At 35.5% G+C, this 22,051-nt stretch carries 21 protein-coding genes; 13 read left to right on the forward strand and 8 right to left on the reverse strand.

Going from position 1 to position 22,051, the window contains the following annotated elements; all coding sequences use genetic code 11:
* Positions 1-76: 76 nt before the first annotated feature.
* Entirely contained in the window at positions 77-871 is a 795-nt protein-coding gene (locus AC1RNE_RS18585) for an SDR family oxidoreductase (RefSeq protein ID WP_492802981.1), read from the reverse strand.
* Between the two features lie 132 nt (positions 872-1,003).
* Here AC1RNE_RS18585 and AC1RNE_RS18590 point away from each other — a divergent pair, with 132 nt between their 5' ends.
* From AC1RNE_RS18590 to AC1RNE_RS18600, 3 genes are all read left to right on the forward strand, one after another.
* On the forward strand, positions 1,004-1,384 hold the full coding sequence (locus AC1RNE_RS18590) for a winged helix-turn-helix transcriptional regulator (protein WP_492802982.1): 381 nt from the start codon (positions 1,004-1,006) through the stop codon (positions 1,382-1,384).
* Positions 1,385-1,453: 69 nt separating this feature from the next.
* On the forward strand, positions 1,454-2,227 hold the full coding sequence (locus AC1RNE_RS18595; protein ID WP_492802984.1) for a hypothetical protein: 774 nt from the start codon (positions 1,454-1,456) through the stop codon (positions 2,225-2,227).
* A gap of 78 nt (positions 2,228-2,305) precedes the next feature.
* Positions 2,306-2,794: a hypothetical protein gene (locus AC1RNE_RS18600; protein ID WP_492802986.1), complete on the forward strand. Its 489-nt coding sequence runs from the start codon at positions 2,306-2,308 to the stop codon at positions 2,792-2,794.
* A gap of 66 nt (positions 2,795-2,860) precedes the next feature.
* Here the strand turns inward: AC1RNE_RS18600 and AC1RNE_RS18605 are convergent, their stop codons facing one another.
* Together AC1RNE_RS18605 and AC1RNE_RS18610 are read right to left on the reverse strand one after the other, a co-directional pair.
* Complete coding sequence (locus AC1RNE_RS18605) at positions 2,861-3,961, reverse strand: serine hydrolase domain-containing protein (protein WP_492802988.1); 1,101 nt, start codon at positions 3,959-3,961, stop codon at positions 2,861-2,863.
* A gap of 26 nt (positions 3,962-3,987) precedes the next feature.
* Complete coding sequence (locus AC1RNE_RS18610) at positions 3,988-5,709, reverse strand: CocE/NonD family hydrolase (RefSeq protein WP_492802989.1); 1,722 nt, start codon at positions 5,707-5,709, stop codon at positions 3,988-3,990.
* A 355-nt stretch (positions 5,710-6,064) separates the two neighbouring features.
* On the opposite strand from AC1RNE_RS18610, the gene AC1RNE_RS18615 reads away from it, so the two are divergent.
* The 3 genes from AC1RNE_RS18615 (at position 6,065) to AC1RNE_RS18625 (ending at position 9,284) form a co-directional block, all read left to right on the forward strand.
* On the forward strand, positions 6,065-6,463 hold the full coding sequence (locus AC1RNE_RS18615) for a T9SS type A sorting domain-containing protein (protein ID WP_492802990.1): 399 nt from the start codon (positions 6,065-6,067) through the stop codon (positions 6,461-6,463).
* A 358-nt stretch (positions 6,464-6,821) separates the two neighbouring features.
* Positions 6,822-8,567, forward strand: coding sequence for a GMC family oxidoreductase (locus AC1RNE_RS18620; protein WP_492802991.1), 1,746 nt, complete (start codon positions 6,822-6,824; stop codon positions 8,565-8,567).
* 63 nt (positions 8,568-8,630) lie between these two features.
* Complete coding sequence (locus tag AC1RNE_RS18625; RefSeq protein WP_492802993.1) at positions 8,631-9,284, forward strand: gluconate 2-dehydrogenase subunit 3 family protein; 654 nt, start codon at positions 8,631-8,633, stop codon at positions 9,282-9,284.
* Positions 9,285-9,399: 115 nt separating this feature from the next.
* Here AC1RNE_RS18625 and lysA read toward each other — a convergent pair whose 3' ends face one another.
* Positions 9,400-10,644: a diaminopimelate decarboxylase gene (gene lysA / locus AC1RNE_RS18630; RefSeq protein ID WP_492802995.1), complete on the reverse strand. Its 1,245-nt coding sequence runs from the start codon at positions 10,642-10,644 to the stop codon at positions 9,400-9,402.
* Positions 10,645-10,872: 228 nt separating this feature from the next.
* Here lysA and AC1RNE_RS18635 point away from each other — a divergent pair, with 228 nt between their 5' ends.
* The 3 genes from AC1RNE_RS18635 to AC1RNE_RS18645 all read left to right on the forward strand — a co-directional run bounded on the left by AC1RNE_RS18635 (position 10,873) and on the right by AC1RNE_RS18645 (position 12,580).
* Positions 10,873-11,310: an OsmC family protein gene (locus AC1RNE_RS18635; protein WP_492802997.1), complete on the forward strand. Its 438-nt coding sequence runs from the start codon at positions 10,873-10,875 to the stop codon at positions 11,308-11,310.
* Positions 11,311-11,419: 109 nt separating this feature from the next.
* Positions 11,420-11,626, forward strand: a complete 207-nt coding sequence (locus AC1RNE_RS18640) for a hypothetical protein (RefSeq protein WP_492802999.1) — start codon at positions 11,420-11,422, stop codon at positions 11,624-11,626.
* 159 nt (positions 11,627-11,785) lie between these two features.
* The gene (locus AC1RNE_RS18645; RefSeq protein WP_492803001.1) at positions 11,786-12,580 is read left to right on the forward strand and encodes a thymidylate synthase; all 795 of its coding nucleotides are present in this window, start codon (positions 11,786-11,788) and stop codon (positions 12,578-12,580) included.
* A gap of 211 nt (positions 12,581-12,791) precedes the next feature.
* On the opposite strand, the gene AC1RNE_RS18650 is transcribed toward AC1RNE_RS18645, so the two are convergent.
* The gene (locus AC1RNE_RS18650) at positions 12,792-14,009 is read right to left on the reverse strand and encodes a bifunctional 3,4-dihydroxy-2-butanone-4-phosphate synthase/GTP cyclohydrolase II (protein WP_492803002.1); all 1,218 of its coding nucleotides are present in this window, start codon (positions 14,007-14,009) and stop codon (positions 12,792-12,794) included.
* Between the two features lie 311 nt (positions 14,010-14,320).
* Between AC1RNE_RS18650 and AC1RNE_RS18655 the strand changes: the two genes are divergently transcribed.
* From AC1RNE_RS18655 to gldA, 3 genes are all read left to right on the forward strand, one after another.
* Positions 14,321-16,564 (forward strand): T9SS type B sorting domain-containing protein, encoded by a 2,244-nt coding sequence (locus tag AC1RNE_RS18655; RefSeq protein ID WP_492803004.1) that lies wholly within the window; start codon positions 14,321-14,323, stop codon positions 16,562-16,564.
* 120 nt (positions 16,565-16,684) lie between these two features.
* Positions 16,685-17,023 (forward strand): YbaB/EbfC family nucleoid-associated protein, encoded by a 339-nt coding sequence (locus AC1RNE_RS18660; protein WP_309920443.1) that lies wholly within the window; start codon positions 16,685-16,687, stop codon positions 17,021-17,023.
* A 72-nt stretch (positions 17,024-17,095) separates the two neighbouring features.
* Positions 17,096-17,806: a gliding motility-associated ABC transporter ATP-binding subunit GldA gene (gldA, locus tag AC1RNE_RS18665; protein WP_492803007.1), complete on the forward strand. Its 711-nt coding sequence runs from the start codon at positions 17,096-17,098 to the stop codon at positions 17,804-17,806.
* A gap of 9 nt (positions 17,807-17,815) precedes the next feature.
* Here gldA and AC1RNE_RS18670 read toward each other — a convergent pair whose 3' ends face one another.
* From AC1RNE_RS18670 to AC1RNE_RS18680, 3 genes are all read right to left on the reverse strand, one after another.
* A complete protein-coding gene (locus AC1RNE_RS18670; protein ID WP_492803008.1) occupies positions 17,816-18,412 on the reverse strand; it encodes a methyltransferase family protein in 597 nt (198 codons plus the stop codon).
* 26 nt (positions 18,413-18,438) lie between these two features.
* Positions 18,439-19,152 (reverse strand): lipoprotein signal peptidase, encoded by a 714-nt coding sequence (locus AC1RNE_RS18675; RefSeq protein WP_492803010.1) that lies wholly within the window; start codon positions 19,150-19,152, stop codon positions 18,439-18,441.
* A gap of 168 nt (positions 19,153-19,320) precedes the next feature.
* Positions 19,321-20,511, reverse strand: a complete 1,191-nt coding sequence (locus AC1RNE_RS18680; RefSeq protein WP_492803012.1) for a proline dehydrogenase family protein — start codon at positions 20,509-20,511, stop codon at positions 19,321-19,323.
* Between the two features lie 432 nt (positions 20,512-20,943).
* Here AC1RNE_RS18680 and AC1RNE_RS18685 point away from each other — a divergent pair, with 432 nt between their 5' ends.
* Positions 20,944-22,038, forward strand: a complete 1,095-nt coding sequence (locus AC1RNE_RS18685; RefSeq protein ID WP_492803014.1) for a chorismate mutase — start codon at positions 20,944-20,946, stop codon at positions 22,036-22,038.
* Positions 22,039-22,051 lie beyond the last annotated feature (13 nt).

Below are 22,051 nucleotides of genomic sequence, written 5' to 3' on the forward strand. Positions count from 1 at the left end.
AGGCACGAATTGCATTCGTCCTATTGTTTGGGAATAAGGTCGTATGCAATACGACCCTACGCATGATAGCATGGTTTTAAATAGTTGGAATGGTTCCTCCATCAATAATATATTCAGTACCTGATAAATAACTGGCACGAGGTGAAACCAGAAAACCAACCAATTCGGCTACCTCCTCAGGTTTAGCGGGTCTGCCCATTGGTATTCCGCCCAATGCTTTCATTAAGCTTTCCAAAGCCTCTTCCTTGCTTGTATTTGCACTCTCTGCCAAGCGTTCTAGCATTCTTTCAGCAGCGGTTGTTTGAATGAATCCAGGGGATACTGTTAATACCCTTACACCCTTAGGGGATACCTCATTCGATAAACTTTTGCTATAATTAACTAATGCAGCTTTTGCGGCAGCATAAGGCAAAGTAGAATCGTATAAAGGTAATGTTCTTTGAATAGAGCCTATATGGATAATTACACCAGCTTTTTTTTGAAGCATAAAGGGCAAAAAACCTTTATCTAGCCTGACAGAGGCAAATAAATTAGCGTTAAATATTTCTTGCCAATGGTTATCTGTCAATACTTCAAAACCACCCCCAGGCGTTTCTGAGCCACCAAGATTGTTGATAAGTATATCTAATCCTTCGTATGTTTCCTTAATTTCCTGAATTACTTTTGCTGCACCTTCAATTTGGCTTAAATCGGCAGCAATAAAGTGGATATTTTTTTCAAGATTATCGGGCTTATTTCTGGCTGTTACTATTACTTTTGCTCCTGCTTTTACTAGTCTTTCAGCAATTGCTTTGCCCGTACCTTTTGTGCCACCCGTTACGAGTGCTATTTTTCCTGAGAGTTCGCTGTTGAAATTAAAATCTATGTTCATTGCTATTTTTTGTATTTATTTGATGACAAAATTCGACACTATGAACAGATAGTACAAGTAGGGGCAAAAGATTCAGATAGTGACAATTTTTTCCCTATTGCACCTTATACGTCAACTAATTACATTTGTATCATGTACGAAAGAAAGATTCCAATAACCTTAAATTGTGGGCTCGACCTAATCGCTGAAGTTTTGTATGGCAAATGGAAAATCAGGATGCTATATTTTATTTCGGAGGGCTGTATTCGTCCAAGCGACTTGCAAAGGAAAATACCTGATGCAAGTAGAAGAGTATTAAATATGCAGTTGAAACAATTGGAAGAACACGAATTAGTAACCAAAACTATTTATCCGCAATTGCCTCCTAAAGTGGAATATCGTTTAACTGATTTTGGTGCATCGTTGATGCCAATTGTCAATATGTTGGGCCAATGGGGTGACCAACACCAAGAACGATTGCGCAGTGTTATCGAAAAACAGCATCATAACCAACTCTTGGAAGCAGAAGAATAAGCATTAACAAAGTGTAAAAAGCATGATTTTTTCCTATTAGCAATCAATCAAAAACAACATCTCAATAAAATGAAAACAATATGCTCTTTTCTCTTTATTATCAGCTCATTTTCAACTTTTTCCCAAGCAAATTGTCATAATGATATTTTGAATGGGGAAAAGATTTATGAAGAAAACAAAAAAAATGTATTTCTTCCGTATGACTTTTCAGATTTGTGGAGCAAGACAGATAATTATAACGTATTGGGTGTGCTAGGAGATGATTTTCAACGTATTAAGGTAAAGGTTCTTGCTGTTGTTAAAAATACCAATAATCCAGAAGAGTATTTTGTTTATGGGAAATCAAATGTAAAAGGGAATGTCTGTGATTTTATTGGTAAAATAGTCATCGAGAAAATTCAAGAGACTAAGCGAGAGCAGTTCGGTGTTGATAATCAAGCAAAAGATGCTGGCATTAAAACACAAGGGCTATTAATAGCTAAATATGAATTCTTTGAAAATAAGAATCAACCGCATACTGGTATTTTTGCAGGACAATTACACACAAAATGGTACATTAATAAAGATAACCATATAAAATATGATGACATAAACTTGCTTTCAGATGGATATTTTAATAATGCTTTTGAAGGTACTTGGACAATGTATAATGCTCAAAAATCTAACATTTGTAAATGGGCAGATTATCGAGTACCTAATATTACCTGTGACTTTGATTTAGGAGCAGGAGAGTTTAGTCCCAACGAAAAATATTTTGATAAAGGATGGTCGAGTTATGCGAAGGCTTTTCTATCAAATGATGAGCAATATAAAAATGAAGAGTTTGCCGAATGGTGGAAATAAATGCTAAGCTAAGATGTTCAAATAATATAAATTGATAGTAAATTGTATTAACCTATTAAAACTTTAGTCATTACTCAGATGAGTACGTCTCTACTACAGCTCGATATTATTCACACTGTTGTTGCTACCTTAGCACTGCTTATTGCAGGTATCGCTTTGTGTAAAGAAGGATTTATTAAACCCTATCGTAAACTGGGCAAATGTTATAGTGTATTAACGGTAATTGGTTGTATTAGTTCTTTGGGGCTTTCTGAAACGAGAAGATTTACTCATATTGGTTATATTATATTTATTTTAATACTTGGTTTATTATCAATCGCTTACTTTTTAGGAGAAAATGTGCTTGCAAAAAGTAAAGCCATTTATCTACAAACTTTTTGTATGTCTACTACAGTTTTTCTATTATTTATTCCTACTGCCTATGAAATTCTTTCGCGATTACCTGTTGGTCAACCAATAGTCGATAGTCCTGATTCGCCCATTATACAGAGTTTGATAAAAGTTAGTTTTGTCTTTTTAATAACAGGACTAATCATTCAAGGTTTAAAACTAAATAAAGTTAGTTAATAGCCTAGCATCTTTAAATTTTCCTAAGAAAGTTTTACTTTATTCTTTTGATTTGAAGCTGTTAGCCTATTTAATTCCACTGTTTTTATTTAGTTCTTCCAGAATATCGTTAGCCATTATTGTCATGTTCTTTTTATTCATTGTTTCGTTGACAAAAATGATAATGCCTGTTTTATATTTGGGCGAAAACTTACAAATACTATTACAGCCCCAACCCATTCCTAAATGATAGATAGTGTTGTTTTGTTCATCCAATCGCCATGCTAATGCCATTGTATTATTGTTATCTTCAAAGGTTTTCTGGTGCGATAGTTTTATAGCCTTATTAATTTCTATAATATTTACTTGGATATATTTCACCATATCGTCGGTAGTACTACACAAACCTGGGCCTGTAGTCATGTCTTCAATACTTTTTGTATGGGTTACAATTGCTTCATCTTGCTTACCAAAAGCGTAACTTTCCCATTCCGTCGTATTCAGTAATTCTTTGGTAGTAGCAAGATTTAAAGGTTTATTGAAGTATTGGTTAATCAGGTCTTGAAAAGGCTTTTGATACACATTTTCAAGAATTAATTTCAAGAGTGTCATTCCACTTCCAGAATAACTGTATTTGTAGCCAGGTAAAGTGTCAAGTTTAACACTATGTAAATCTTTATAGAATTCCTCACGATTATATCGCTGTTTGAATACATATTTTTCCTCTTGATTCATGCTTTGCCAATTATTTGGAAATTTACAAAGCGATTCAGGTAGCCTAGCTGTATGGTTAGCCAGATGTACCAACGTAATAGGATAATTATTGAATTGGAGATTAGGATAATTACCTTTTAGGTATTTTCTAATATCATCCGTTAACTGTACTTTATTCTCCTTTACAGCTTGGGCTAGTAGTATTCCAACAAATGTTTTCGCAATAGAACCCATTGCATAAATGGTTTTATTAGTTGGCAATTCATTCACTCCCTTTTTTACAGTGCCATAATTATAAAAATATTTTTTCCCGTGTTGAATAATGCCAATGGATAATCCTACAGCAGTAGAATCATTCATATAAACATTTGCATATTTATTGACAATAGCGTCTAATCGATTTTTAGGTAGTTGGGCATTTACCCTAGCAAGACAAGCAATTAACAGCAGTATTATTAAAAATGTTTTTTTCATGATGTTGATTAAAGTAGTGAGATACATTATTTCCAAATAGGTACATTTATAAAGCTATCATTATACCATTTTATTTTTAGAGGTTCTTTGGCATCAGCTATTGTTTCATCACTCACATCTTTCCCTGTTCCATAATTGATTTGAGCAAAGGAGTTTTTATCAATATTTAATACTACTAGCAATCTACTACCTTTACTTAGCTGACGACTTACCAAGCGAGTATTGGAAAACGGAATGCTTTCTACTTTATTGGGCGTTAAAAGATTTCTAGAAGTAATATCTTTGGCATAGCTTGCTCGTCCTAAAAAATAGCTTAATTCAAAATATTCCCCATTTGGCATTACCTCGTATAGTACTACCCCGATATCCATGTCTTTCTTATTAATACTAGCTTTTATTTCTCCACTGAATGCCCCAGCAATTGAAATAGTTTCTTTGAATGGCTCACTAAAAAAGAAAAAACCATTTGAAGTATCAAGCTCTTTGCGGATAATTGGGTCGGGATAATAGTCGTTATTGCTGGTAGTTCTATCTGCTAAATCTACTTCCTGAGAAAGATAATTGTGTTGCTTAGGTTTTTGTTGTGTTAAAAGATAGTCTTTCCCTGATTTGATGTTGGTAAGATATAATTGTAGCGTATTATTACTCATTTTTTCTAATGAAGGTGCGTGTTTCCATTCATTCGCACCCATTACTTCATAATTTATTTTATCCTTTAATATGTCAGGCTTTTTACCATCTTTAAGAATATAATCAAACCATTCGTAAGTAATTTGTTTGGTATTAATTAATGCAACCGAGTCTACTTTATAACCTTGCAAAACAGCTTCACCACCTTTTTGTGCCCCAAAATGGCTATACGGACCAATAATTAAATAATGATTAGCATTTTTATTATATTTATAATGCTCTTTGAGGTAATACAATCCTGAAATCTGAGAGTCATTATAGTAGCCATCTATCGATAAAACAGGAATGTTAATATGGGCAAATTCATCTTTATAGGGTACCATATCTTGCCAATATTTATCATAAGCAGGATGTTGGAGCCATCGTTGTAAATGTTTGTTAGGAGTACCTTCTAAACTATCTATTTTTCGGTATGCCACACCGCTTTCCCACCATTTATTTTGCATGGCTCTCCAGCGAGGTCTGTTATTGCCTACAAGCGTATCAAGGTATTTGTTGTTGGAAACATAAAATGCCCACTCATAATTTGCATTTAAGAATACATTATTTTCCATGGGTAAGCCCATTCCTGGTCGGTTAGCTACATATGGCACAATGGTTTTTAAGGCTTGATGCATTTGTTTAGTAGCTGCCCATTGGCTAAAGCCATTATAGCTCCCTCCATACATTCCGATTTTACCATTGCACCAAGCTTGATGACTAATCCAATCAATTACATCATAAGCATCTCTACCGTCGTATTCATAAGGAGTTACTTCGTCGGGACTAAATCTTTTTCCCCTTGTATAAGCTATTACACCCACATAACCTTTATCTACTGCTTCTTTAACACTTTTAATATCTCTGCTACGGGCATAAATCGTGAATTGTAGAATAACTGGTTGTGGTTTGTCATTATCTTTTTTGCGCACAATAATGGCTGAAATAAAAGCGCCATCTCTCGTTTTTATCAGCACACTGTCCTCTATATGATATACGTTGTCTGCTAGATTTGTTTGAAATGCGGAGGATTTAGCACCTATTAATAGCAGGCAAAGGATGATAAAAATATGTTTCATCAAAATCGTCGGTTTAGGGAGGTAAGTGTTCATGTTACTATGTCTACTAAACAAATGATTCACATTATCACTGAAATGTTGCATTATTTAGCGTTGACTAACAAACTACTAATTATGAAAACTATCGTACAAAATTCAAATACTTTTTCAGGAATACAAATATGTCATCAAACCGAACAGTTGTGTACCAAAACCGTACACCTGTGGAAAAGGCATTAAGTTGTAAGTGTCTGATAGTTAATATTTTATATTTTTTGGCACAGTTCTGTTAATACTATTAGCATAATCGGAAAGATTAATCTCAGAAAATTTAATTTAAATAAACAGGAACTTTTAATTTCTAAACAACAAAAAAATGAAATCAATCGTAAAAACTTTCGCCATTGCTTTATGTTCAGTATTGTCATTCTTTGCTAATGCAACAGACAAAAACGAAGCTACAAATACTCAGAAAACTTTTGCAGTAGGGATGTATCAAACAATTAATACATTACAAATGAATATATTGATTGAAAAACTTGAAGGCAAAAATTTATCAATTTCTCTGAAAAATGAAAAAGGAGAATTATTGGCTAACGAGCGTGTGGGTAAAAAAGGAACTACCTATCGTGGTAAATTTGATTTAAGCGAATTGGAAGATGGTAAATATAGCTTTGAAATTACGGATGGTGCTACTAAAATTGTTAAGACTGTAAATGTAGGTACAGTATCACCAGAACCAGCAACAACAGATCGTTTTATTTCGATGAACTAATAGCAAAGCTTGAATAAAAGACATTGTTGAAACCTCTAAACTTCAATAATAAAGGGAAGATTAAAAAGTTTACTTTTTAATCTTCCCTTTTTATGTTAGATAACATTCATTTCTTCATCTTTCCTCCAGAATAACTCAATACTTCTTGCATGATTCTAATCAACTATTTGCAATTATTGCAAATAGTTGATGTTTTTAGTGTGAAATTATCTATTTTTCTGCTTTTATTGCGGTATTTTTAAGGAGGTTATGGTTTTAATATCGATTTCTTATAAAAAAGGATATAAAATCTGTATTTAATCACTATTTTTCCTACTCGATTCAATAATACTCTTCAACCAAAAAAATCATTTAATAAATGCTGGACTTTCAGATTAAAGAACAATCAACAGTATATGATGTCGTTATCATTGGCTCGGGTGCGGGCGGTGGTATGGCAGCTTATGAACTGACCAAAGCAGGAGCAAAAGTTTGTGTACTAGAAGCAGGTCAATATTATGACCCTGCCGACCCAAAATATATTACACAACTAAAAAGTCCTTGGGAATCTCCTCGCCGTGGAGCATCTTCTACGCGTGCTTTTGGTGATTTTGATGCTGCTTATGGTGGCTGGGATATTGAGGGAGAACCTTATACTCGTAAAGATGGCACTAAATTCGACTGGTTCCGTTCTAGGATGTTGGGAGGAAGAACCAATCACTGGGGTAGAATTTCCCTTCGTTTTGGTCCTGATGATTTCAAAAGAAAATCTATTGATGGTTTAGGAGAAGATTGGCCAATTGGTTATGACGACGTAAAACCTTATTATGATTATGTAGATAAACTAATTGGTGTGTTTGGTACGAATGAAGGAAGAAGAAATGACCCAGATGGTTATTTTTTACCTCCTCCGAAGCCACGTTTGCATGAATTAATGCTTAAGAAAAGCGCTACCAACATTGGTATTCCAGTAATTCCGTCGCGACTTTCAATCTTGACAAAGCCTATTAATAAAGACCGTGGACAATGTTTTTACTGTAGCCAGTGTAATAGAGCTTGTCAGGCGTATGCCGATTTTTCTTCTTCATCAGTATTGATGATTCCTGCCATTAAAACAGGAAACTGTACGTTGATTACCTACGCAATGGCTCGTGAAGTATTGACAGACCCGACTACGGGTTTAGCAACGGGCGTATCGTATGTAGATACTCGTACAATGACCGAGAAAGTTGTAAAAGGTAAAATAGTAATATTAGCAGCCAGTGCAGGCGAGACCGCACGTTTGTTATTGAACTCAAAATCTGCTCGTTTCCCGAATGGATTGGCTAATTCAAGCGGTATTGTAGGGCGTTATATCAATGACTCTACGGGTGCTTCTCGTTCGGCGATTATTCCTGCCTTGTTTGATAGAAAACGTTATAATGAAGACGGAGTAGGAGGGATGCATGTGTACACACCTTGGTGGGGAGATAACAAAAAATTAGATTTCCCAAGAGGTTACCACATTGAATATGGCGGAGGTATGGGTATGCCTGCTTATGGTTTTGGATGGGGTATTGAAGGAATCAATGAAAAATTCCCTACACGTGAAGGTATCAAAAAAGCAGCGGGTGGTTACGGGGCTTCATTGAAAGAAGATTATCGTCGTTTCTATGGAGCATATATCGGTATGGCTGGTAGAGGAGAACCTATACCAGATTATAATAACTATTGTGAAATAGACCCTACCGTTGTTGATAAGTACGGTATTCCTGTATTACGTTTCCATTACAAATGGTCGGACTACGAAATCAAGCAAGCTAGACACATGCAGGAGACTTTTGAACAGATAATTACTGAAATGGGTGGTACACCGCTTGGTAAAAAACCAGATGCAAGTACAAACTATGGCTTAGCAGACCCAGGAAGAATTATCCACGAAGTAGGAACGGCTAGAATGGGTAAAGACACTAAGACTTCTGTATTAAACGCAAACTGTCAGGCACATGATGTGAAAAACTTGTTTGTAGCTGATGCTGCACCTTTTGTTTCGCAAGGAGATAAAAATGCCACTTGGACAATCCTAGCTTTATCGGCTCGTACTTCTGAATTTATTATTAACGAGAAGAAAAAAGGGAATTTGTAATGGGGATAAGCTCCGCTATGTGATTTCCAAATTTTCAAATCATCAAATTTTCAAATTATTTTTATGAAAAGAAGAGATTATCTTAAAAATATAGGACTTTCATCACTCGGTATGGCCGTGATGAGCCAAGAAGCAGTAGCCATGGAGTTATTGCAAGGTCCAAAGCCTAAACCAAAAGCGAAAGCTACGGCTCCCGCAACGCCAAAATATAATTATGGCAGAACAGAAGATGAAATAGCTCGTGATGCTAAATTATTGGCTGAAAAATTCTTTACTGACCATGAAATGAAAACAATCACAGTGTTGTCGGATATTATTATTCCTGCTGATGAACATTCAGGAAGTGCTTCGCAGTCGGGTGTACCAGCTTTTATAGAGTTTATCGTAAAAGACCAGCCAACGTTTAAAACACCTATGCGTGGAGGTTTACGTTGGATGGACTCTGCATCTATTAAGCGTTTTGGAAAAGATTTTATTCTTTGTACCAAGAAAGAGCAGATTAGTTTAGTAGATGAAATAGCTTATCCTAACGAAGCAAAACCTGAAGTATCACAGGGCGTAAATTTCTTTTCTTTGATGAGAAACCTAACAGCATCAGGTTTTTATTCTTCTGAAATGGGGCATCACGATATGGGCTATGTAGGTAACAGACCTAACAATTGGGAAGGTGTTCCAGAGGAAGTTTTGAAGCAATATGGTTTAAGCTACGATTCTTAAAATAAAAAATGGACGAGGTTAAATCTCGTCCATTTTTATAAAAAAATAAGTAGGGACGAATTGCATTCGTCCTTATGGCAAAGGAATAGGACGAATGCAATTCGTCCCTACCTATTTATATCTCCACACTCACAAGGTTTCTCACAATATCATCAAAAGTTTCTCTTTTGCGAATCAACTTTGCTTCTCCACCTATCACCAACACTTCTGCGGGTAATAACCTTGAATTATATTGCGAAGCCATCGAGAAACAATAAGCTCCAGCATTTTTCATCGCAATAATGTCTCCTGCCTTTACTTTATTCATTAAGCGTTCGCCTTGTTTACCTTCTGGCGTCCATGAGAAAGTATCTGTTTCACAGATATAGCCCACCACTCTGTATTCATCCTGTTCAGATTCATCTTCGTTAGAAGCATTGAAAATATCATGATAAGATCCATACATCATTGGGCGACCAAGGTGATTTAGCCCCGAATTAACACAAACAAAAGTTTTGATTGGGTCTACCTTTACCGTATTGGCAGTCGTTAAGAATGTCCCTGCTTCACTTACTAAAAACTTGCCTGGCTCAAACCATAACTGTAGTTCACGTCCATATTTTTTAGAGAAATCCAAGAAAGCAGTGCTTAATACTTCTCCTACTTCTTCCATATTCGTAACAATGTCGCCGTCTTTATAAGCCACTTTAAAGCCTCCGCCCAAATCGATAATCTCTAAATCTTTAAAGCTAAAAGCCATTTCCAAAATAGCACTTGCGGCTTGTGTAAAAGCATCAGCATTTTTTACATCAGAACCCGTATGTTGATGTAAACCGATAATTTTCATATCGTATTTTTCAACAATCGCCAAAATTTCAGCCTTCTGATGGATAGAAATACCAAATTTAGATTCTGGGTGAGCCGTCATGATTTTTTCATTACCGCCTCCAAAAACGTGAGGTTTTAGGCGAATCAATGCCCCTTTGGTATTACCATAACGTTGCCCGAATTTTTCCAACACATCCAAATTGTCCAAATTGATTCTTGTTCCCAATTCAGCCGCCAATTCAATTTCATCAAATGACACCCCACTTGGCGTAAAAGTGATTTGAGAACCTTCATATCCAGCCATCATGGCCAAGCGCAATTCTTCAGGAGAAACCACATCGATTTCTACCCCATGCTTTCGCATTAATTTCAAAATCGCCAAATTGGTATTGGCTTTACAAGCATATTTTATTTTGAGATTAACATTCTTGAAAGAATCGCGAAGGATAGAGATTTTTTCGATAATTTTATCGGCATCATAGACGTATAATGGCGTACCGAATTGATTAGCTAAATCAGTAAGTTTGATGTTTTGGATTTGATAATAAGACATTTTTAGAATTAGGATTGCGGAAATCAGAAGGATTTATGGCTCTTTTAACTTCTCTTTTGTTTTTTTCTACGAAATAGAAGTGCAAAGATACGTAATACTCGCATTCAACCTTCTTGCCAATAGCTTAAATAAATCTTAACTTTGAACTTAATATTTTGCAGAAAAGTTAATATTTAAAGAGTGTCTCAGAAAATTAAAAATATATAATTAAGTTAAATTCTTGAAATCATGCAAGTAGAATTAGTTAGAATAGATGATGCCTTTCATTTTCAGGCAAATGGGATGTCGGGTGTGCCAGTTGATATTGATGCTGCCGAAAATATTGGGGGCCATAATGCGGGTTCTCGTCCGATGGAATTATTATTGATGGGCTTAGGTGGCTGTACTGCTATCGACGTGATTCTAATCATGAAAAAGCAACGTCAAGTAATCGAAGATTTAAAGATTTCTGTTTCTGGTGAACGTGAAAAAATAGAAGGGACAGAAATGACGCCTTTCCGTAAAATCAATATTCATTTTCAATTCAAAGGAAATATTGTAGAAGATAAAGCCAAAAAGGCAATAGAATTGTCGATGGAAAAGTATTGCTCGGCCACAGCACAATTTAGGGGGTCGGCAGAAATTACACATACTTACACTATTGAACCTGTTTTGGTAAATAATTGAGTGAGCGATTGAGTGATTAATTTACTAATAATAAGTAAATTCAAAGAATCAACATTATTTAAAGTGTTTTTAACTATCATTTGATTTCAAACATTTAATGCACATATATATGAAAAAGGTAATTTTAGGTTTATCATTATTAGCTTTTGTAGCTAATGTGTCTTTAGCCCACGATAAAGATAAGGGTTCAAAATGTTGTAGTGCTAAAATGGCAGCTTCACACAGTAAGTCAAAATCGAAATGCTGTGCAGAAATGACTAAATCTGCTAAAGTAGAGAAAGTGGTAGACAAAAAAGCAGTTAAGAAAACGGCTTAAGCTTATTACCAATTTCATTTCAAGACTCATCAATCCTATCAAAGGCTATTGATGAGTTATTTTTTTATGTAATTTTGAATTTGCAAGAATATTTCTTCATGTCAATCTTGTCTTTTATCACAAAACTAAAGCTCATTATTCATAGCTTACAGCAAAAAAATGCAACAATATCATACTCTTTTAAAACATATTCTTGAAAACGGAGCAGAAAAAACTGACCGTACAGGTACGGGTACAACCAGTATTTTTGGTTATCAGATGCGTTTTAATTTACAAGAAGGTTTTCCGTTAGTTACTACTAAAAAAGTACACTTAAAGTCGATTATCCATGAATTGCTTTGGTTTATCAATGGTGATACCAATATCAAATATTTAAAAGATAATGGTGTAGGCATTTGGGACGAATGGGCTAATGAAAATGGTGATTTAGGACCAGTGTATGGTAAGCAATGGAGAAGCTGGACGGCTCCTAATGGTAAAGTAATTGACCAATTGAAAGAGGTAATCGAGACATTGAAGAAAAGCCCCGATTCAAGAAGAATTATTGTAAGTGCTTGGAACGTAGGAGAACTTTCTGAAATGGCTTTAATGCCTTGTCATGCACTTTTTCAGTTTTATGTGGCTAATAATAAATTATCTTGTCAATTATACCAACGTTCGGCGGATGTATTTTTGGGTGTGCCTTTTAATATTGCCTCTTATGCTTTATTAACGATGATGATTGCGCAAGTGTGTGATTTGGAAGTGGGCGATTTTATCTGGACAGGTGGCGATACGCATATCTATTCTAATCACTACGAACAGGTAGCTACTCAGCTAGCTCGTGAACCACGTGCCTTACCAACCATGAAAATCAACCCAGCCGTTAAAAGCATTTTTGATTTTAAATTTGAAGATTTCACGTTAGAAAACTATCATCCATATCCTGGCATTAAAGCTCCTGTTGCGGTTTAGTATTAGTGGTAGTAAAGTATAACCTATATCTTTCCTAACCCCATCGGGGTGAAATATTTCGCCCCGATGGGGCTAAGAAAGGTTAATAGGGAGGATTTTTACTACCGATATTACGTTCCTAAAGGAACTATAAATCAATCAAAAAAGCGTTCAGAAAACTAATTTCTGAACGCTTTTTTGTAATGCTAAATTCGAAATAATACATATTTGATTATTTATGCCCCATAATGGTATGTCCCATTTTATCTCTTTTTGTAAGCAAATAACTTTCGTTATGAGGATTTGAAGCAATTTCAATCGGTACAGTTTCTACAATTTCTAAACCATATCCGAACAAGGCTGCTCTTTTCTTTGGATTGTTCGAGATTAATCTGATTTTGCTCAATCCCAAATCTCTTAAAATAGAAGCGCCCACGCCATAATCACGTTCATCCATTTTGAAACCCAATTCCAGATTGGCTTCTACCGTATCGCGTCCCATTTCTTGCAATTTATAGGCTTTTAATTTATTAATTAATCCTATTCCTCTTCCTTCTTGGAACATATACAGAATGACGCCTTTGCCTTCTTTTTCTACAATTTCCATTGCACGGTGTAGTTGTTGCCCACAATCGCAACGGCATGAGCCAAAAATATCACCCGTAACGCATGAGCTATGTACCCTCACTAAAACAGGCTCATCTTTTTCCCAAGTACCTTTAATCAATGCTAAATGTGTTTCGCCCGTATTGATTTGCTTGAAAGCAATTAGGTCAAAATGACCAAACTCAGTTGGCATATCAACGCCTATTTCACGTTTGATTAGGCTTTCATGTTTTAAACGATACTCTACTAAATCCTTAATGGTTACTAATTTCAAATCGAATTTATCCGCAATAGCTCTTAAATCAGCTAAACGAGCCATCGTTCCATCTTCATTCAATACCTCAATCAATACACCAGAAGGTTTAAAACCCGCTAGTTTAGCAAAATCCATCGCTGCTTCAGTATGACCTGTTCTACGAAGAACACCTTCATTACGTGCTTTCAAAGGGAAAATATGCCCTGGTCTGCCTAAGTCTTCTGGTTTGGTGTCTTCATCTACCAAAGCCTGAATCGTTTTAGAACGGTCGTGTGCTGAAATACCTGTCGTACAACCATGCCCTAGTAAATCTACCGAAACTGTAAATGGTGTTTCGTGCGTAGCAGTGTTAGAACCAACCATCATGGTTAATTCCAATTCCTTACAACGTTCCTCGGTAAGCGTTACACACATCAAGCCACGTCCTTCACGAATCATAAAATTGGCTAATTCTGGAGTCATCGCTTCAGAGGCACAAATCATATCTCCTTCGTTTTCACGGTCTTCATCGTCGGCTACGATGATAATTTTTCCTTGGCGAATTGCTTCAATCGCCTCTTCGATACTATCTAATTTTATCTTTGACATTGTTTTCTTGGTAAAATCTTGAATCTAGGCTCAGAGGGTGCTTCGTCATTACAATTCACTTGTATTTTTATAACCTCAAAGGTACGTTTTTTTGTTCCTTTGCGTTAAACATTAAAGCGACTATTGGCTAAAATATCTCTTGTCTTCCTTAAGAAATACTCTTTTTGGCATAAGTCAGTCGTGCTGTTATTTACTGTTCTAGCGTTTTTATTAAATTTAGGCTTGTTAATCAGTAAATAAAATCAATTTGTTATTCTTAAATTTTATAGCACAATTTTTGTAAATAGTTTTAATAAAAATAACCTTTTTAAATGAATCGAATTTTTAATAAATCAGCAAAAATATTGATTGCCTTAATCTTGCTAACAAAGATGGCTGTCAGTACGTATGCACAATGTAAAAATAAAGCTGAGCCTCCGGGAACGGTTTCAGGGCAATTCAGTATCAATGGTACAAAAGTACAAGTAGTGGGTGATGGCGATGGAAACACTGCAGCATCCAATAATATTCCAGTTAAAATTTGTGAAGGAGAAACGATTACGCTAAAAAATACAATTAGTGCTACCAGTACTACTGGTGTAAACTATTGGCTAATGCCAGCAACACAATATAATGCTCTAACAGCACCACCATCTACTCCCAATACTGCCAATGCCAGTTACATGACAATCAGTGGTGATGCTTCCATTACTGTCAATATCTCTTCTTCATGGTACACTGGTCCAGGCATCTATGTCATTACGCAAGGGGATAATTCTGGTAATGGAACTTCCAACGATTACCACCATGCTTGCCAAGTAATAGAAGTTATCAAGCCTAGCACTCCTGTAATTACTTACAGTGTGTGTAATGCTACTTTAATTAGGTTAAAATTAGAAGCCGACCCTAGCAATAATTATGATGAGTATGAAGTGAAGTTTTCATCAACGAGTAGTTTGTTTAATCCTACTTTTAGAGAGAAACCTACGTCGTATCCGCATACTGTTTCAAGTGGCCCTTTCCCCGATCAATCTGATAGAATAATTACCATAAAAGGGCAATCTAAAACAGGTACTTGTCCTGCTCCAGTGTATACTTCTCCGCCTATTTCGATGACGGGAACGATGATTAATCGTCCGTTAATTACTGCTATCGCAGGAACTGCTATCTCGAAAGAATACAAAATGACTGTTCTCGCACAAAAAACGATTCAACGTAAAGTGTATATCCGTGACCCATTAACGACGAGTACCTATGATTATACCAATCCATTGCTGACTTATACATCTACTGCCACTACGGTGTTTGATGATGTTACGGTAACTGTTCCTAATCAAGACAGGCAATATTGTTTTAGGACAGAAGCCTTGGATGCTGTTTGTCCTGCTACTATTTTTAATCCTGCCAATTTAAGTAATGAAGAAGTATGCACTACGCCAGCAAAAGTAGCCGTGATTAATAATGCCATTCAGGCTTCGTGGCTGAGAGCTTTGACAAACATTACAGGAGGCGTATTCACAGATTATCGTGTAGAACGAGTGAACGCTAATGGCACGATTGATAAAGTATTTCCACCTATCAGCAATATTTCGACACTGACTTTAACAGACCCTGATGTGGTTTGTGGAAAAGATTATATTTATAGAGTCATTACTAATTATGGACAAAAATCGACTTCCCAGCTTTTAAATATCCAAGCTACTTCTACAAAGAGTCTTACTAGAATAGCCAATGTTTTCGCAGATGTAGAAGCTACTGCTAAAACAATTAATATCAAGGGAACATTTTCAACAGGAACTGGCGAGCCGTCTCCCACTGATATGGTAGAATACCGTTATTATAAATCAACGTCTCTTAATGGAGCGTACCAATTATTGCAGTCAACTAGTCCTGCTATAAATTCGATAAAAGATAATAATGTTTCTATTGACAGCCAATCTTACTGTTATTACATGACTTGGAAAGATTTATGCAATAAAGAATCTGACCCTTCACAAAAGGTTTGTAGCATATTGGTGTCTTCGAGTGTTTCAGAGGTAGATTGGACTCCGCAATCTTCGTTTTCAATAGCGACAGATTATTATAGGGTAAACAAAGTTGACCCAAACACTGGAACTACCATGAAGACTTTGGCAGATAATCTTAAAAATGTTTATTCCTATAATACGATTGGTTTGCCAGATAGTGAGGGGCAAGAAATATACTTGCAGATAGAAGCCAAGCCTATTTCGGGAGGTATCTCACAAAATACACATTCAAACATTGTTCGTATTTATAGGTCATCACTACTGTTGAATCCAGATGCATTTACGCCTAATAATGATGGCATAAATGATAAATTTATCATTTATGGAAGATTCATCCAGAAACTGAAAATGACCATTTATGACCGATGGGGGAGTGTTGTGTTTTATGATGAAACCAATAGTTTTCCAAGTAATAGTCAAATAGGATGGGACGGGTTTTCTAAAAATGGGGAGAAGGCCTCGCAAGGAATGTATATTTATAAATTAGAAGTAGAAGATACTACTGGACAAGTAATTAATAAGGAAGGAACACTTTTTTTAACATATTAATTGCCTTACAATACATCAACACATTTAAGCGATTAGCTAGCTAAAACAAGCTTAATTTTTGTGTTAAATGAATAGTATTGTAACTTGCAAGACAAATTTATTAACAAAACCTAAAAGACTATGTTTGATATGATGGGAATGCTTGGCAAGGTAAAAGACCTACAAGCTAAAATGAAAGAGGCACAAGATTCATTAAGTTCAATTATTGAAACGGGTGATGCTGGTGCTGGCATGGTGGTTGCGACGGTGAATGGTAAAAAGCAGCTTTTGAAAATTGAAATTGATGAAGATTTAATTAAACCTGCTGACCGCGAAGTACTACAGGATTTAATTGTAGCTGCTACGAACAATGCTTTGGAAAATATTGAAGGTAAAATAAAAGAGCATCTTCAAAAAGCTACTCAAGGTTTGATGCCTAATATTCCAGGAATGGATTTAGGAAGCATGTTTGGACAATAACTTGTTCAGTTCAAAGAATTTAGGAATTTAACCAGTTTCCTTAAATTTTAATCACATTCCTAACTTCTATTTATGTCGTTAAAAATTCAGAATTTAGTAAAAGTTTACGGCACACAAAATGCGGTAGATAATATTTCTTTTGAGGTAAAACAAGGGGAAATAGTCGGTTTCCTTGGGCCAAATGGTGCTGGTAAATCAACTACCATGAAGATTGCAACTTGCTATCTTACTGCTACTAGTGGGAAGGTAGAAGTATGTGGTTATGATGTACAAAAAGATGCGATGGAAGTACGAAAAAACATTGGTTACTTACCAGAGCATAATCCTTTATATTTAGAAATGTATGTAAAGGAATTTTTGGCTTTCGTCGGAGGGCTTTATCAGATTAAAGGACAAAAACTACAGAATAGGATAGCGGAGGTAATTGATTTAGTTGGCCTACAACTAGAGCAAAAGAAGAAAATAGGTCAATTGTCAAAAGGTTATCGTCAGCGTGTTGGGTTAGCTCAGGCACTTATTCATGACCCTAAGGTATTGATTTTGGATGAACCTACTACGGGACTTGACCCTAATCAATTAGCTGAAATCAGAGGAGTTATCAGAAACATAGGAAAAGAAAAAACAGTCGTTTTTTCAACCCATATTATGCAAGAAGTAGAAGCTATTTGTGATAGGGTAGTAATTATTAATCACGGTAAAATAGTAAATGACAGTGAGCTGTCGGCTTTGAAAACTTCTGGAAAAACAATGGAAGAAGTATTCAGAAATCTTACAAACAGTTGAGTGATGGAATTATTTTCCATCACTCAATCTCGGAATTAACATCGGTACTTCTTGTTGATATTTTATATATTGCTTCCCAAATTCCTTTACTAATTTTTTCTCTTCAAAGTAAATTCCAATCCTGATATAAAATGTTAAGCTTATGGCAGTAACAAGGTACAAGGATGTACCAAAAAAGCCAAAAGTACCCCATACAAATATCAGTATACCCAAATAAAGCGGATGACGAACAATTGATGACAATTCATCAATCCTCAATACAGGTTTTTTAGGTGAACCTTTCAATGCATCCGTACCTACAAACTCGGATAAATCATATTGTTTCAAGGCTGAAAAACCAAGGAATATACCTGAACCCATCATTAAACCGCCCAATATTTGGTTCATGATTGATTTTTCTAACAGTACTTCGGAAGGAGCTTCTAGCTGATACTTGATGATTGGTATTAGCAATATCACAAATACGATGTTGTAAACAAGACGGTAATAAATAGAAAATCTTCCCAAAATAGGTTTGAGAAGATTTTTAAAGCTTTCAGAGGCTGTTAAGGTATGGAGTAAGCCATAGCTAAACCATAAAGCCATTAAAATAATTTCTGATTTCATTGTGTACTCAAACAAAATTTTATTTGTTATTCTTGAGGTTTACTTTCTGATTCTTCTGTAGGTTCTTCTTGGAAATCCGTGCTGTGGTTCTCAATATTGTCGCTACTGGTTGTTTTCTCTTCTTTATCAGCTGTTTCAGCGTTATTTTTTGGCTTTGGTTCTTCAAAAAATTGACCCTGAAAAATTAAAATCACCACAACACCACAGAATATAGAAGCATCGGCAAAATTAAAGATAGGGGTTGAATACCAAGTGCCTCCCCAAATAGGAACCCATTCTGGCAACCAACCTTGGTAAAGGTCAAAGAAGAACATATCAATTACTTGGCCATGAAACCAAGGAGTAGGCGAATCAGCAGGAGCATTATCGAAAATAACGCCATAGAAAGTACTATCTACCACATTACCAATAGCGCCTCCTAAGATAGCAGCAATACACCAAAGTAAGCCTGGATTAGCCTTTTTGCGTGCTAATGAAACCAGATATGCCCCGATTCCAAACATGGCAACAACCCTAAAAAGACTTAAAACAATTTTATCATATCCCTTTGGTAAAAAGTTGAGGGTCATTCCAAAGGCCATTCCCTTATTTAATACATAATGGAGTTTGAAAAAATCACCAATGATAGGTACTTCATTACCTTCGTATTCTAAATATTTATGAACAGCTACTTTAATAACTTGGTCAATAATAATAAGCAAAAAGGTAAGCCAGAAGTATTTATATGGGGAACGAAACATATTAAATTTGAACGATTGGTTTGATAAACTGATATAGATTGTTCGATATTACGTTTGCAATAATGTTTGCAAGTTACAAAATAAAAGTCACAAAGTCAGAAACCCTTAGGTTTAGTGCCTTTGTGACGAAATATTTAATCTAATATTATATATACAGCAAAAAAAATATTATTTAGTGAACATTAGTCTCTTTCTTCTCACGATTTCACGCTTAATCAATACAAACTCTCTGCTAGCTTGACCAGATACCGAAGTGTTTTCTGCCGCACGACGGAATAAATATGGCATTACTGCTTCAATAGGACCATAAGGCACATATTTAGCTACATTATAACCTGCTTTTGAAAGATTGTATGAAATGTTATCAGACATTCCTAAAAGCTGTGCGAAATAAAAATGTTTATCGGTAGGGTCGATTTGATTTTTTTTCATTAAATCTACCAATTGCTTACAGCTAAACTCATTGTGTGTTCCTACGCATAGTGAAATATTATCACGGTTTTCTACGCAGAAAACTACGCCTAAGTTATAATCATGGTCAGTAGCTGCTTTGGTTTCATGAACAGGCTCACAATAGTTTTCCTCATGTGATCTTTGGCGTTCTTTTTCCATATAAGCTCCACGCACCAATTTTACGCCTAGTGAAAAATGGCCATCTCGAGCTTGTTGAGTTGCCTCTTTTAAGTTTTGCAACATATCTTTTCTATACATCTGAAAAGTGTTGTAAACGATACACTGCTCTTGGTTGTATTTCTCCATCATCCCATAGGTAAGGGTATCGATGGTATCTTGAATCCAAGATTCTTCAGCATCCACAAAAATTCTAACATTCAAGGCGTGTGCTCTTCCACAGAGGATATTCATTCTTTCTCTTACTCTTTCAAAGGCTGCCTTCTCGTCGTTGCTTAATTCCTCTTCATTTTGGATTTTTTCCAATAAATCCATACTCGCAATACCTGTTACTTTAAATACTGCGAAAGGAATAGCAATATTCTCATTAGCTTTTTCAATCGTCAAGAGGACTTCTTGCGTAGTTTTGTCAAAACTTTTTTCGTTATCTTCCCCCTCTACAGAATAGTCTAAAATTGTGCCAATATGAGATTTGTCCAAATTTTCTATTGTCTTGTTACATTCTTGTAAGGTTTCTCCGCCACAAAACTGTTCAAATACAGTAACTCTTATGAGTTTTTTTATGGGAAAATGAAGAAAAATAAAGAGTTTGATAAAAAAAGTCCCTAACTTTACGAGCCAATTCTGGTTCATGCTTGCGAAGAGTAAATATATCTTCTTCAATTGTAAGTTAGATTTTGAAGAAAAAGCAATTGAGGTGTCTTCAAAACTAACTTTTGTGGACTCCATAAGGGTTGATGTGGCTGGCATTTTGGTCATGTTACAGACGAATAATCGTATATAAATTAAAACTGAATGATAATTTATTGATTGATAATCAGTTTAATATGATTTAGAGAGTCGTCAGTTGTTTTACTTAAACGTGCAAATATAGCATATTAGAATAATACAAAAACAAATTTTATCGGATTAAATTTTTTAATGTTATATTTTGATGAATTTTAATAACATAGACTGGGTTATATAAAATGAATCTTTCACAATGTTAAATAAAATTTTGATTAAGTCGATACGATTTGTTACAAAATAATGTTTTGAAAATTTGTTAATTGTTGTTTAAAAAATTATTTAATATTTTTTAGAAGATACATCAATCTGACTCATAAAATATTGATAGTAATTAATAGATAGCAGTTGATTTTACTTAATACTGTTTGCCAAATGAACGCAAATTTAGATGTAGTGCCGATGCAGGAATGGATTAAAACTGACGGCAAACCCTTGATTATCGCAGGTCCATGTTCAGCCGAGACGGAAGAACAAGTGTTGGAGACTGCTAATAGAATTAAAGCAGAAGGATATGCCCATATCATGCGTGCAGGTGTGTGGAAACCACGCACACGTCCAGGAAGTTTTGAAGGAATGGGAGAACCAGCTTTAAAATGGCTTGTTGAAGCAAAAAAACAAACTGGATTACCATTAGCTATCGAAGTAGCAACTCCAGAACATATCGAACTTGCTTTGAAGTATGGTGTTGATGTATTATGGATTGGTGCTAGAACAACAGTGAACCCTTTTAACGTACAAGATTTAGCTGACGCTTTGCAAGGTGTTGATATTCCTGTATTGGTTAAAAACCCTGTTAACCCAGACTTAGCGCTTTGGGTAGGTGCTTTTGAACGTTTGCAAGGTGCTGGTATTAAAAAATTAGGTGCTATCCACCGTGGTTTTTCTAATGCACAAGAAGTAAAATACCGTAACTCGCCAATGTGGCAAATGGCTGTTGAGATGAAACGTTTGTTCCCTCAATTACCAATCATCGGTGACCCATCGCACATGGCTGGAAAACGCTCGTTGTTGATGGAATTATCTCAAAGAATTCTTGATTTGAATTATGATGGGATGATTATTGAAACGCACCGTGACCCTGATGCTGCTTGGTCTGATGCTTCGCAACAATTAACACCAGAAGCATTAGGTACAATGTTACGCGAATTAGAAGTACGTCAAGCAAACTATGGTGCTGAATTTACAGACGAATTAGCTGCATTGCGTGCTAAAATTGACAACATCGACCGTGAATTAATGGAAGTGTTGGCTGCTCGTATGGCTGTTGTTGAAAAATTAGGCGAGTACAAACGTGATAACAACGTAGCAGTATTACAATTAGACCGTTGGAAACAACTACATACTGACCGTGCTAAACAAGCAACAGGATTAGGGTTGTATCCAGAATTTATTGAAGAATTATTCAAATTGGTTCACTTAGAATCAATTCGTAAACAAACAGAAGTAATGAGCACTACAGTAGCTTAATTGTTCTGAATAG

It is taken from the genome of Arcicella sp. GW822-FHT02H01 (assembly GCF_058802005.1).